Source organism: Amycolatopsis bartoniae (genome assembly GCF_014191255.1).
Classification (GTDB): domain Bacteria; phylum Actinomycetota; class Actinomycetes; order Mycobacteriales; family Pseudonocardiaceae; genus Amycolatopsis_E; species Amycolatopsis_E bartoniae.
Window position 1 is genome coordinate 1 of record NZ_JACHWH010000001.1, and the last position, 12,613, is coordinate 12,613.

The 12,613-nt window shown below is 69.8% G+C and carries 12 protein-coding genes; 10 read left to right on the forward strand and 2 right to left on the reverse strand.

All coding sequences use genetic code 11. The annotated features are described in order from the left end of the window. From FHX82_RS00005 to FHX82_RS00025, 5 genes are all read left to right on the forward strand, one after another. Positions 1 to 480, forward strand: a 480-nt coding sequence (locus FHX82_RS00005) for a DUF4097 family beta strand repeat-containing protein (RefSeq protein WP_183176405.1), incomplete at its 5' end; no start/stop codon positions are given. A 169-nt stretch (positions 481 to 649) separates the two neighbouring features. Further along, complete coding sequence (gene dnaK, locus FHX82_RS00010) at positions 650 to 2,503, forward strand: molecular chaperone DnaK (protein ID WP_145939113.1); 1,854 nt, start codon at positions 650 to 652, stop codon at positions 2,501 to 2,503. Further along, positions 2,500 to 3,210: a nucleotide exchange factor GrpE gene (gene grpE / locus FHX82_RS00015; RefSeq protein ID WP_145939112.1), complete on the forward strand. Its 711-nt coding sequence runs from the start codon at positions 2,500 to 2,502 to the stop codon at positions 3,208 to 3,210. Before dnaK ends, grpE begins: the two co-directional genes overlap by 4 nt. Positions 3,211 to 3,240: 30 nt before the next feature. Next, positions 3,241 to 4,413 (forward strand): molecular chaperone DnaJ, encoded by a 1,173-nt coding sequence (gene dnaJ / locus FHX82_RS00020; protein ID WP_145939111.1) that lies wholly within the window; start codon positions 3,241 to 3,243, stop codon positions 4,411 to 4,413. Beyond that, the gene (locus FHX82_RS00025) at positions 4,413 to 4,844 is read left to right on the forward strand and encodes a heat shock protein transcriptional repressor HspR (RefSeq protein WP_145939110.1); all 432 of its coding nucleotides are present in this window, start codon (positions 4,413 to 4,415) and stop codon (positions 4,842 to 4,844) included. Before dnaJ ends, FHX82_RS00025 begins: the two co-directional genes overlap by 1 nt. 205 nt (positions 4,845 to 5,049) lie before the next feature. On the opposite strand, the gene FHX82_RS00030 is transcribed toward FHX82_RS00025, so the two are convergent. Further along, complete coding sequence (locus FHX82_RS00030; protein WP_183176406.1) at positions 5,050 to 5,748, reverse strand: dienelactone hydrolase family protein; 699 nt, start codon at positions 5,746 to 5,748, stop codon at positions 5,050 to 5,052. A 7-nt stretch (positions 5,749 to 5,755) separates the two neighbouring features. Then, the gene (locus FHX82_RS00035) at positions 5,756 to 6,928 is read right to left on the reverse strand and encodes a globin domain-containing protein (protein WP_183176407.1); all 1,173 of its coding nucleotides are present in this window, start codon (positions 6,926 to 6,928) and stop codon (positions 5,756 to 5,758) included. A gap of 333 nt (positions 6,929 to 7,261) precedes the next feature. Between FHX82_RS00035 and FHX82_RS00040 the strand changes: the two genes are divergently transcribed. The 5 genes from FHX82_RS00040 (at position 7,262) to FHX82_RS00060 (ending at position 12,587) form a co-directional block, all read left to right on the forward strand. Beyond that, positions 7,262 to 7,717: a MarR family winged helix-turn-helix transcriptional regulator gene (locus FHX82_RS00040; RefSeq protein ID WP_145937234.1), complete on the forward strand. Its 456-nt coding sequence runs from the start codon at positions 7,262 to 7,264 to the stop codon at positions 7,715 to 7,717. A gap of 72 nt (positions 7,718 to 7,789) precedes the next feature. Then, positions 7,790 to 8,353: a dihydrofolate reductase family protein gene (locus FHX82_RS00045; RefSeq protein ID WP_145937235.1), complete on the forward strand. Its 564-nt coding sequence runs from the start codon at positions 7,790 to 7,792 to the stop codon at positions 8,351 to 8,353. A 69-nt stretch (positions 8,354 to 8,422) separates the two neighbouring features. Next, positions 8,423 to 11,023: an ATP-dependent chaperone ClpB gene (clpB, locus tag FHX82_RS00050; protein ID WP_145937236.1), complete on the forward strand. Its 2,601-nt coding sequence runs from the start codon at positions 8,423 to 8,425 to the stop codon at positions 11,021 to 11,023. A 113-nt stretch (positions 11,024 to 11,136) separates the two neighbouring features. Continuing rightward, positions 11,137 to 11,826: a TtfA family protein gene (locus tag FHX82_RS00055; RefSeq protein WP_145937237.1), complete on the forward strand. Its 690-nt coding sequence runs from the start codon at positions 11,137 to 11,139 to the stop codon at positions 11,824 to 11,826. Next, on the forward strand, positions 11,823 to 12,587 hold the full coding sequence (locus tag FHX82_RS00060) for an SDR family NAD(P)-dependent oxidoreductase (RefSeq protein WP_145937238.1): 765 nt from the start codon (positions 11,823 to 11,825) through the stop codon (positions 12,585 to 12,587). Before FHX82_RS00055 ends, FHX82_RS00060 begins: the two co-directional genes overlap by 4 nt. Positions 12,588 to 12,613: the final 26 nt, after the last annotated feature.

Consider the following 12,613-nt stretch of genomic DNA (forward strand, 5'->3'; position numbering starts at 1 on the left):
ACGTCGGTCCACGAGCGCTACCACTACAGCGGCTCCCGGCCCGGCCCGGCGTACCGGCTGGAGGGCGGGCAGCTGGTGCTCGGCGGCTGCGGGCACGACTGCACCGTGGACTACGAGGTGATCGTGCCACGGAACACGAAGGTCGGCGGTACCTCGCGCTCCGGCGACGTGCTCCTCGACGGCGTGGCGGGCGCGGACGTCTCCACGAACTCCGGTGACCTCAGGGTGCTCGCCCCCGCGGGTCCGGTGCACGCCGACGCCAACTCCGGCGACATCGACATCACGCTCGCCTCCCCGCAGGACGTGAAGGCGGACGCCAACAGCGGGGACGTCAGGGTCGTCGCCCCCGGCAACGGGTACCGCGTGGTGGCGCACGCCGACTCGGGCGACGAGCGGATCTTCATCCCGACCGATCCCGCGGGCCCGCACCTGCTCGATCTGCAGGCCGACAGCGGGGATGTCGAAGTCCGCTCCGCCTGACGGGAACAACCCGGCGAGGCCCGTCGTTGGGACAGTCAGAAAGGTTGAGCGTCCCCGGCTCAAGTCTCCTTGACGGCGGCCGGAAGCACGAGATACAACTTGAGCGAGACCCGCTCAAGGCGGGCGCGACACCGCAGCTCAAGCAGCGTATATCAGGAGGAGAACCACCATGGCGCGAGCGGTCGGCATCGACCTCGGCACGACCAACTCGGTCGTCGCCGTCCTTGAGGGCGGCGAGCCGACGGTCATCGCCAACTCCGAGGGTTCCCGTACCACCCCGTCGATCGTCGCCTTCGCGAAGAACGGTGAGGTGCTGGTCGGTCAGCCCGCCAAGAACCAGGCGGTCACCAACGTGGACCGCACCATCCGGTCGGTCAAGCGGCACATCGGCACCGACTGGAAGACCGAGATCGACGGCAAGGCCTACACCTCCCAGGAGATCAGCGCCCGCGTGCTGATGAAGCTGAAGCGGGACGCCGAGGCGTACCTGGGCGAGGAGATCACCGACGCCGTGATCACCGTCCCCGCCTACTTCGAGGACGCGCAGCGGCAGGCCACCAAGGAGGCCGGCCAGATCGCCGGCCTGAACGTGCTGCGCATCGTCAACGAGCCCACCGCGGCGGCGCTGGCGTACGGCCTGGACAAGGGCGAGAAGGAGCAGACCATCCTGGTCTTCGACCTCGGTGGTGGCACCTTCGACGTCTCGCTGCTGGAGATCGGCGAGGGCGTCGTCGAGGTCCGCGCCACCAGTGGTGACAACCACCTCGGTGGTGACGACTGGGACCAGCGCATCGTCGACTGGCTGGTGGACAAGTTCAAGGCCAGCCACGGCATCGACCTGACCAAGGACCGGATGGCGCTGCAGCGCATCCGCGAGGCGGCGGAGAAGGCCAAGATCGAGCTGTCCAGCTCGTCCAGCGCCAACATCAACCTGCCGTACATCACGGTCGACGCGGACAAGAACCCGCTGTTCCTGGACGAGACGCTGTCGCGCGCGGAGTTCCAGCGGATCACCAACGACCTGCTGGAGCGCACCCGCCAGCCGTTCAACAACGTCATCCGCGACGCGGGCATCTCGGTCGGCCAGATCGACCACGTGGTGCTCGTCGGTGGTTCCACCCGCATGCCGGCCGTCTCCGACCTGGTCAAGGAGCTGACCGGCGGCAAGGAGCCGAACAAGGGCGTGAACCCGGACGAGGTCGTCGCGGTCGGCGCGGCGCTGCAGGCCGGTGTGCTCAAGGGTGAGGTCAAGGACGTCCTGCTGCTCGACGTGACCCCGCTGTCGCTGGGCATCGAGACCAAGGGCGGGGTGTTCACCAAGCTGATCGAGCGCAACACCACCATCCCCACCAAGCGGTCGGAGATCTTCTCGACGGCGGACGACAACCAGCCGTCGGTGCAGATCCAGGTGTTCCAGGGCGAGCGCGAGATCGCGGCGCAGAACAAGAAGCTCGGCATGTTCGAGCTGACCGGGCTGCCCCCGGCCCCGCGTGGCGTCCCGCAGATCGAGGTCACGTTCGACATCGACGCCAACGGCATCGTGCACGTGACGGCGAAGGACCTCGGCACCAACAAGGAACAGTCGATGACCATCACCGGTGGCTCCGCGCTGCCGAAGGAGGACATCGAGCGGATGGTCAAGGACGCGGAGGAGCACGCGGAGGAGGACCGCAAGCGCCGCGAGGAGGCCGAGACCCGCAACCAGGCCGAGACGCTGGTCTACCAGACCGAGAAGTTCGTCAAGGACAACGACGACAAACTGCCCGAGGACATCAAGGGCAAGGTCAAGACCGCGATCGACGAGGCGAACGAGGCGCTCAAGGGCACCGACACCGCCAAGATCAAGGAAGCGATCGAGAAGCTGAACACGGCTTCGCAGGAGCTCGGCACCGCGCTGTACGCGAACGCACAGCAGGCGCAGGGCGGCGAAGCGGGCGCGACCGCCGGCGAGGGCGGTGCCTCGTCGGCCAAGGCCGATGACGTGGTGGACGCCGAGATCGTGGACGAGGACGAGAAGAAGTGACCGGAAAGCACTCCCGGGAGACGGGCGAACAGGACATCCAGGTCGCCGAGCCCCTGGTGGTGCGGGACCGGCGCAAGATCGACCCGGAGACGGGTCAGGTGCGCCGTCCCGAGGCCGAGCCGGTGCCGGAGGAGGCCGTCGAGGCGCCCTCCTCCGGGCCGAGCCTCGGCGAGTCCATTGTGGACGAGGCGGTAGGCGTCCAGTCGGACGTGGAGAAGGAGCTCGCCGAGCGGACCGCGGACCTGCAGCGGTTGCAGGCGGAGTACGCCAACTACCGCAAGCGGGTCGACCGCGACCGGGAGGCCGTGGTCCTCGGGGCCAAGGCTTCGGTGGTGAGCGACCTGCTGCCGCTGCTGGACGACCTGGAGCGGGCCGAGCAGCACGGTGACCTCACCGGCGCGTTCAAGGCGGTGGCGGACAAGCTCGTCGCCGGCCTGCAGCGAGCGGGTCTCGAACCGTTCGGCAGCGAGGGTGACGCCTTCGACCCGAGCGTGCACGAGGCGGTGCAGCACAGCACCTCGCCCGACGTGAGCGGGCCGACGGTCACCACGGTGCTGCGCCGCGGCTACCGCTTCGGCGACCGGGTCCTGCGCGCGGCGCTGGTCGGGGTCACCGACCACGAGCCGGACGCGGCGCCCGCGGCCGAGGCACCGGTCGAGGGTGAACTGCCGGTGGAGCAACTGTCGGATGAGCAGCAACAGCAGTAACGGATCGACGAGGGAAGGAGGGGACGTCCGGTGAGTGCACGGGAGTGGATCGGCAAGGACTTCTACCGCGAACTGGGCGTCTCCTCTGACGCGTCGCAGGACGAGATCAAGAAGGCCTACCGCAAGCTGGCCAGGGAGAACCACCCGGACGCCAACCCGGGCAACGCGGAGGCCGAGCAGAAGTTCAAGTCGGTGTCCGAGGCGTACGGCGTCCTGTCGGATCCGGCGAAGCGCAAGGAGTACGACGAGGCGCGGCGGCTGTTCGGCAGCGGCGGCGCGGGCGGCTTCGGGTTCCCCGGTGCCGGCGGTTCGGGCACGTTCGACATGGGCGACCTGTTCGGGCAGGGCGCCGGTGCGAACGCGGGCGGCTTCGGTGGTCTTGGCGACATCCTCGGCGGCCTGTTCGGCCGCCGAGGTGCGGCGGGCGCCACCAACACCCGTGCCCAGCGCGGCGCGGACGTGGAGACCGACGTCCGGATCGACTTCGCCGAGGCGGTGAAGGGCGCGACCCTGCCGCTGCGGCTGTCGAGCCCGGCGACGTGCAAGACGTGCGGCGGCAACGGCGCGCGCCCGGGCACGAGCCCGCGCGTGTGCCCGGTGTGCGCCGGTTCGGGTCTGGTGAGCCGCAGCCAGGGGGCCTTCGCCTTCTCGGAGCCGTGCCGGGAGTGCCGGGGCCGCGGCAAGATCATCGACGACCCGTGTCCCGAGTGCGGTGGTGAGGGTGTCAGCACCCAGACCAGGACGCTGACGGTCCGTGTGCCGGCGGGGGTGGACGACAACCAGCGGATCAGGTTGGCGGGCCAGGGCGAACCGGGCCGGGGCGGTGCCACCGCGGGCGACCTGTACGTGCGGGTGCACGTCACGCCGCACCCGGTGTTCGGCCGGTCGGGCAATGATCTGACGATCACGGTGCCGGTGAGCTTCCCGGAGCTGGCGCTGGGTACGACGATCACGGTGCCGACGCTGGAGGGGAAGGTGTCGGTGAAGGTGCCGCCGGGCACTGCGAGCGGCAGGGTGCTGCGGGTGCGCGGCAAGGGCATCCAGCGCCGCGACGGCGGTCAGGGCGACCTGCTGGTCACCCTGCAGGTGGCCGTACCGTCCAAACTGGACGGAACGGAGAAGCAGGCACTCGAAGCGTTCGCGGAGATGTCCGCGAAGCACGACCCCAGGCCGGAAATCACTGAGATGCTCAAGGAGCGGTGATGACTTTCGGTGGGCTGCCCTCCGGGGCCGACGAGGACACCCCGGTGTTCGTGATTTCGGTGGCGGCGCAGCTGTCCGGGCTCCACGCCCAGACGCTGCGCACCTACGACCGGCAGGGCCTGGTCTCCCCGGGCCGCTCGCCGGGCGGTGGCCGCCGTTATTCGATGCGGGACATCGCGCTGCTGCGTGAGGTGCAGCGCCTGTCGCAGGAACACGGGGTCAACCTGGCCGGCATCAAGCGCATCATCGAACTGGAAAACCAGGTCGACGCGCTCCGTTCGAGGGTGCAGGAGCTCACCGAAGAGCTGGCCGCCGCCTACGCGGCAGCGGAACAAGCAGCCGCAGCGGTCCACGCCAGCTACCGCAAGGACCTGGTACCAGTAAGGCGGGAAACCGCACTGGTGGTGTGGAAACCAAAGCGCAGCCGGTAACCAGAACACAAACAGGAACCCGGCAGCGCAAACGCACCCACCACCTCCCCCACACCACCCCCTCCCCCGATACAAAGCCGCCCTTACGGTCGAGACGCCGGGTCAAGGCACGCTTTCCCGCCTTGACGCGGTGTCTCGACCGTAAGACACTTCGGCCATCGGGGGAACCCCCAACGCAAGCCGCGTTAGCGCCCGCCCCGCCCCCTCACCGCAAGTACCGCCCAAAAAACCCCAACACCCGCCGCCAAGCGTCCTCACTGGACTCCCGGTGATACCCCACCCCGGCAACCCGGGCAAGCACGTTCAACGGCCCAAGGTGCAGCTGATTGGCAAAGGAATGCCCAGCCTCGGGATACTCCTTCACATCATGTGGCACCCCGCGCGCGGACAACTCCCGCTCCAACCGCTCAGCCGCCCCACGCAACGACGGATCCCGCCGCCCGAAACTGGCCACCACAGGGCAAGCACCATCCAATATGGACAGATCTGCGGGCAACGGCCCGTAGTACGGTGCGGAGGCATCGAACCCCTGCGTGGCCCCGACGAGCGCGAAGCCCCCACCCATGCAGAACCCGACGACGCCTACCTTCCCGCTGCAATCCCCCCGAGCGGCGAGCAAGGCCCGGGCAGCGGAGATGTCCTCGAAAGTCCGCCCACGCCCGGCGGACAGATCACGAAAAACCGACCGCACACACCGAAAGAATCCACCCCGCGAATACAGATCCGGGCACAACGCCACGTACCCGGCCGTGGCGAACCGATCGGTGATGTTGCGGGCGTCCTCGGTCAGCCCGATCGCGTCGTGCACCACGACCACCCCGGGCCAGGGCGGCTCTCCGGAGACCTCTCGCTGCGGAAGCGCCAGGTAACCGTCGATCACGCCATCCGCGACAGGAATCTCCACGGCGCCCTCAATCGATCGTGAACGGGTCGTACCGGATCTGGTCCAGGGCCGTCCCCGCCACGAGCATCCGCGACACCGTCGCCCGGATCATCGCCGGAGACCCCGACACCAGCACGTCGTGCCCCGGCCAGGCGCCGTGGCGCGTGACGACGTCCGCCAGCGTTCCCTGCTCGCATCCCGCCACACCCGGCCCGCGCTCGATCACCGGCGTGACCGTGAGCCAGGGGTTGCACGAGGCGAGCATCCGCAGCCCTTCCAGCGCGTACAGGTCCTCGCGGGTCCGCCCGCCGTAGAACAGCCGCACGCGCGGGTTGTCCCCCCACTGCTGCAGGTTGTCGAGCATCGCCTGCAGCGGCGTGACGCCGGTGCCGCCCGCGATCATCAGCACGTCCCGGCCGGACTCGCGGTCGACGTGCAGCCGTCCCAGCGGCGGCCCGAACCGCCACACGTCGCCCTTCTGCGTGTGGCTCACGATCGCCCGGGACACCCAGCCGCCGTCGACCGCGCGGACGTGGAACTCCAGCGAGCCGTCCTCGCGCGGCGCGTTCGCCGGAGAGAGGTACCGCCACAGCCGCGGCCGCTGCGGCACCTCGACGCTCACGTACTGCCCCGGCCGGTACGGGATGGGCTCGTCGGGCTCGACGCGCACCATCGCGAGGTCCCAGCTCAGCCGCCGGTGGTCGGCGACCACGGCCGACCAGCTGGGCGGGTTCGTGTCGGTGGCGGCGGCCTCCTGCATCTGCCGCGCGATGATCGTGAACGCCTCCGCCCAGGCCCGCTCGACGTCGGGGGTCCAGTCGGGGCCGAGCTGGGCGCGCATCGCCGCGAGCAGCGCGGTGCCGATCGCCTCGTAGTGCTTGGGGATGACGCCGAACTTGCGGTGGTCCCGCCCGAGCTGCCGCAGGAACGGCACCAGGTCGTCGGGCTGGTCGACCATCTGCACGACGTGCACCAGCGCGCGCACCATCCGGTTGCGCTGTACCTCCATGTTGATGGGGAAGAAATCGCGGGTGGCCGGGGCCAGGGTGAAGAGCATCCCGTAGAAGAACTGCGTCACTTCCGGTAAGTACGGCTCCGCCTTGGCCCAGGAATCCTGGATCAGCCGCACCATGGCGGTGACGGCTGGAGGCGCCTCCCGGTGCACGGACCGGGGGACGGGACTGACGGGGTCTGCGGTCATCTGTTTCGAGGTGCTCCGGGGGTGCGCGGCGGTGCTCGGACACGATTATTCACGAACGCGCAATAGCACGGGTTCGGAGCGCAGGACCTGGCCAGAAGCGTCGTCACTGCGTGAAATGATCACGAATATTCCACCCCATTCGGTCAGGGCTAATCCGGAAAGGCGGCCAAGATTAGCTCGAAGAGTAACCGCTTCGCGGCGTTCCGCCCGCACAGTTGCTCCGTCCGGGTGGTATGAGCTGCCACGTCAGAGTGGCGCGGCTCACGCTTTCAGCCGTCGCCCTGGGTAACTACTCCTCGTATATTTGTATGTGACAACCAATCAGGAGGCGGCATGAGCCTGAGCGAGCACGCCGGGATCGAACTGCTGCACCAGCTGCGTCTCGCGGGCCAGCTGCAGCACGCGTGGGTCACCTCCTCGTTGCAGCACGACCAGCCGGGACTGCACCCGGCCGCAGCGATGCTGCTGAGCGACCTCGCCCAGCACGGTGAGTCCCGGCCGTCGGAGCTGGCCAAGCGCAAGATGGTCGACGTCTCGGTGATCAGCAGGCAGATCGCGCAGCTGGTCGCCGCCGGGCTGGTCGAGCGCCGTCCGGCCCCCGAGGACGGCCGCGCCGCGCTGGTCAGCTTGTCCGAGCAGGGCAGGACGGAGCTGAAACGCTGGCGCGAGAAGCACGTCGAATTCGTCCGTACCGCACTGGCCGACTGGACCGAGGACGAGGTGATCTCCCTCAGCGAGCGGCTGGCGGCGATGAACGAGGCGCTGCGGGGAGCCGTCGAGGGCCGCTGATCCGGGTATTTCCCCGTGTCGCGGAGGCGGCCGGACGGGCAGGATTGGGCGGGCAACCGAGAGGAGCCCACCATGGCCCGACTGGTCTACACCGGAATCGCCTCGCTCGACGGGTACACCGTCGACGCTGAGGGCAAGTTCGACTGGGCCGAGCCCGACGAAGAGGTGCACGCGTTCGTCAACGACCTCGAACGCCCCCTCGGCACCTACCTCTACGGCCGTCGCATGTACGACACGATGGCCGTCTGGGAGACCGAACCGGCGCTCGCCGAGCACGCGCCGCTGATGCGGGACTACGCCGCGATCTGGCAGGCCGCCGAGAAGATCGTCTACTCACGCACGCTGACCGAGCCCCGCACCACTCGCACCCGCATCGAGCGGGAGTTCGACCCCGAGGCAGTCCGGAAGCTCAAGGAGCAGTCGGACACCGATCTGGCGATCGGCGGTCCGGAGCTCGCCGCGCACGCCATCCGGGCCGGGCTGGTCGACGAGTACCACCTGTTCGCCAACCCCGTCGTGGTCGGCGGCGGCACGTCGTTCCTGCCCTCCGGCGTGCGCCTCGACCTGGAGCTGGTGGACGAGCGGCGCTTCACCGGGGGTGTCGTGTACTTCTGCTACCGAACTCGTCAGGGTTGAGCGGAACACACTCAACTTTTCTGACGTTGTACCTGGCGAGAACACAGGCTTTTCGACATGGAGAGTGGGATGGACGCTTTCAACCCGACGACGAAGACCCAGCAGGCGATCTCGTCGGCGGCGCAGGCGGCGACCGTGGCGGGCAACCCGAGCATCGCACCGGCGCACCTGCTGGGGGCCTTGCTCGCCCAGGGCGACGGCATCGCGGGCCCGCTGCTGACGGCGGTCGGCGCCGACCCGGCGCAGGTGCGCAAGGAGCTGGAGCCCATCACCAACGGGCTGCCCTCGGCCACCGGCGCGACGGTGTCCACCCCGCAGTTCGACACCCCGGCGCTGAAGTCGCTGACGCACGCCCAGAAGCTCGCCACCGAGCTGGGTGACGAGTTCGTCTCCACCGAGCACCTGCTTGTCGGCCTCGCCGCCGAAGGGGGGCAGGTCGCCGACCTGCTCAAGCGGCACGGCGCGACTCCCGAGGCGCTGCGCGAGGCGTTCACCCAGGTGCGTGGCTCGGCGCGGATCACCAGCCCGGATCCGGAGGGCACGTTCAAGGCGCTGGAGAAGTACGGCGTCGACCTGACCGAGCGCGCCCGCAAGGGTGAGCTGGACCCGGTCATCGGGCGCGACACCGAGATCCGCCGCGTCGTGCAGGTGCTGTCGCGGCGCACGAAGAACAACCCGGTGCTGATCGGCGAGCCGGGCGTCGGCAAGACGGCGATCGTCGAGGGGCTGGCCCAGCGGATCGTCGCCGGTGACGTGCCGGAGTCGCTGCGGGGCAAGCGGGTCGTGGCGCTGGACCTGGGGTCCATGGTGGCCGGCGCGAAGTACCGCGGTGAGTTCGAGGAGCGGTTGAAGGCAGTCCTCAAGGAGATCACCGACTCGGCGGGCCAGGTCATCACGTTCATCGACGAGCTGCACACGATCGTCGGCGCCGGTGCCACCGGCGAGGGCGCGATGGACGCGGGCAACATGATCAAACCGATGCTCGCCCGCGGTGAGCTGCGCATGGTCGGCGCCACCACGCTCGACGAGTACCGCCAGCACATCGAGAAGGACGCCGCGCTGGAGCGGCGCTTCCAGCAGGTGCTGGTCGGCGAGCCGTCGGTGGAGGACACCATCGGCATCCTGCGTGGCCTCAAGGAGCGCTACGAGGTGCACCACGGTGTCCGGATCACCGACGCCGCGCTGGTGTCGGCCGCGACACTGTCCGACCGCTACATCACCGCGCGCTTCCTGCCGGACAAGGCGATCGACCTCGTCGACGAGGCCGCTTCCCGGCTGCGCATGGAGATCGACTCGCGGCCCGTCGAGATCGACGAGGTCGAGCGGGCCGTGCGGCGCCTGGAGATCGAGGAGATGGCCCTCGCGAAGGAAGAGGACATCCCCTCGAAGGAGCGGCTGGAGGCGCTGCGCGCCGAGCTGGCCGAGAAGCGCGAGGAGCTGTCCGCGCTGACCGCCCGCTGGCAGAACGAGAAGGGCTCGATCGAAAAGGTCCGCGAGCTCAAGGAGCAGCTGGAGCAGCTGCGTGGCGAGGCCGACCGAGCCGAACGAGACGCCGACCTCGGCCGCGCGGCGGAGTTGCGCTACGGCCGGATCCCCGCGCTGGAGAAGGAGCTGGAGTCCGCGCAGCAGAGCACGGCGTCCAGCTCGTCGGGTGCGGACGTGATGCTCAAGGAGGAGGTCGGCAGCGACGACGTCGCCGACGTGGTGAGTGCGTGGACCGGCATCCCCGCCGGGCGGCTGCTGGAGGGTGAGACCGGCAAGCTGCTGCGGATGGAGGAGGAGCTGGGCCGGCGCGTGGTCGGGCAGCAGGAGGCCGTCACCGCGGTCGCCGACGCCGTGCGCCGCACGCGGGCGGGCGTCGCCGATCCCGACCGGCCGACGGGCTCGTTCCTGTTCCTCGGCCCCACGGGTGTCGGCAAGACCGAGCTGGCGAAGGCGCTGGCGGAATTCCTGTTCGACGACGAGCGCGCGATGACGCGGATCGACATGAGTGAGTACTCCGAGAAGCACTCGGTGGCGCGGCTCGTCGGTGCGCCTCCCGGCTACGTCGGGTACGACCAGGGCGGCCAGCTGACCGAGGCCGTGCGGCGCCGCCCGTACTCGGTGGTGCTGCTGGACGAGGTCGAGAAGGCACACCCGGACGTGTTCGACGTGCTGCTGCAGGTCCTCGACGACGGGCGGCTGACCGACGGCCAGGGCCGGACGGTGGACTTCCGCAACACCATCCTGGTGCTGACGTCGAACCTCGGCTCGCAGTCGATCGCGGACGCCTCGCTCGACGAGCGGCAGCGGCGGGACGCGGTGCTGTCCGTGGTGCAGCGGCACTTCAAGCCGGAGTTCCTCAACCGGCTGGACGACATCGTGGTGTTCCACTCGCTCGACACCGAGCAGCTGACGTCCATTGTGGACATCCAGGTGGACAAGCTGGCGCAGCGCCTCGCCCAGCGGCGGCTGACCCTCGACGTCACGCCGGGGGCCAGGGAGTGGCTGGCGCTGAACGGTTTCGACCCGATCTACGGCGCCCGTCCGCTGCGGCGGCTGGTGCAGTCGGCGATCGGTGACCAGCTGGCGAAGAAGCTGCTGGCCGGTGAGATCCGCGACGGGGACACCGTGCGGGTCGACATCCCGGACCTCGAAGCCGGAGACGCACTGACGGTGACGAGGGCCTGACGCTCGGAGGCCGCCCCGGCGACGCTGGGGCGGCCTCCGTAAAAACCCGAACGGGTAACGCCGACACGGCCCGCTGGCCTTGGTTCGAGACGTCGTGGCGATACCCTGGGCCCGTGGGTATTCCAGCGTGGGTCTGGTTCGTCATCGCCGCCATCGCACTGGTGGTGGGCCTCGTGCTGCTCGCGGCCGACCGGACGCGGGAGGGCTCCCGCAACCGGGAGCGGATGCGCTGGGCCGACCTGCGCGGATGGCAGTTCGTCGAGGAGGACGAGCGGCTCGCCCAGCAGTGGGCGGGCGGCGCGATCGGCTACTTCGGTGCCGAGGCCGCGGTGAACGTCGTCGCCGGTTCGACGTTCACCTCCGACGGGCGCCGCCCGGTGTTCGTGTTCGACATCGAGGCCGAGGGGCAGATCCCGGCCGTCGTGGTCGCCGTGCGCTGCAACCGAGTGCACCCCGTGCTGGTGGAGCTGTGGCTCGCGAGCGTGCCGTTCCAGCGGGCCGACATGCCCGAGCTGCTCGGCCCGGTCGGGCAGCGCTACGCCTTCGCGAACGACCCCGAGGGCGCCCGCCGTGTCATCACGCAGGAGCTGGTGGACGCCGCGGACGCGCTCGGCGGCGACGTCGGCGTGGCGTGGCTGGAGAACGAGTGGGTGCTGGCGAGTGTCGCCCCGCAGGCGGGCCCGTCCCGGCTGGAGCGGCTGCTGCGTGACCTCGGCGAGATCGCCGACATCGTCGACCCCTTCGACGACGAGGCCGTGGGCGGCCGCCACTGGCAGCCGGAGACCCCGGGCACGGCGCAGTGACCGTCGCGCTGGTCACCGGTGCCACCTCCGGGATCGGCGCCGCCTTCGCCCGCAGACTCGCGAGCGAGGGTCACAACCTCGTGCTCGTCGCGCGGAACAAGCCACGGCTGGAAGAGGTCGCGGCGGAACTGTCCGAAAAGCACGGAGTCACCGTCACGGTCCTGCCCGCGGACCTGGCGACCGCCGACGGCCGCGCGGTCGTCGAGGACAGGCTCGCGAAGGACCCGGTGGACCTGCTGGTCAACAACGCGGGCTTCGGCCTGGGCGGCGAGTTCTGGACCGTCCCGCCCGAGGAGCTGCAGGCGCAGCTCGACGTCAACGTGACAGCGGTGCTGCGGCTGACGCGCGCCGCGCTGCCGGGCATGATTGAGCGCGGCTCCGGTGACATCGTCAACGTCTCCAGCGTGGCGGGTTTCTTCTCCGGCCGCGGCTCCACGTACACCGCGAGCAAGAACTGGGTCACGTCGTTCACCGAGGGCATCGCCGCCGCCCTGCCGCGCGGGGTGCGGATGACAGCGCTGTGCCCCGGCTTCACGCACACCGAGTTCCACGAGCGCGCCGGCATCTCCAAGCCCGGCCCGAAGGCGTTCTGGCTCGACGCCGACCGGGTGGTTGCCGAGGGGCTCGCAGACCTGCGCCGCGGCAAGGTGATCTCCATCCCGAGCCCGCAGTACAAGGTGCTCGTCACGGTCGGGCGGCTCGTCCCGCGCGGCCTGGTGAGGCGGGTCAGCGGCCTCGTCGCCGGTCGCGACCGCACCTGAGGGCGTGTGCGAGACTGCCCGCGTGG

Bases quoted from the DNA above. Each gene is read 5' to 3' on its own strand.
- FHX82_RS00035 (WP_183176407.1), bottom strand. From the start codon at position 6,928: ATGACCGCAGACCCCGTCAGTCCCGTCCCCCGGTCCGTGCACCGGGAG.
- FHX82_RS00045 (WP_145937235.1), top strand. From the start codon at position 7,790: ATGGCCCGACTGGTCTACACCGGAATCGCCTCGCTCGACGGGTACACC.
- dnaK (WP_145939113.1), top strand. From the start codon at position 650: ATGGCGCGAGCGGTCGGCATCGACCTCGGCACGACCAACTCGGTCGTC.
- FHX82_RS00040 (WP_145937234.1), top strand. From the start codon at position 7,262: ATGAGCCTGAGCGAGCACGCCGGGATCGAACTGCTGCACCAGCTGCGT.
- FHX82_RS00025 (WP_145939110.1), top strand. From the start codon at position 4,413: ATGACTTTCGGTGGGCTGCCCTCCGGGGCCGACGAGGACACCCCGGTG.
- clpB (WP_145937236.1), top strand. From the start codon at position 8,423: ATGGACGCTTTCAACCCGACGACGAAGACCCAGCAGGCGATCTCGTCG.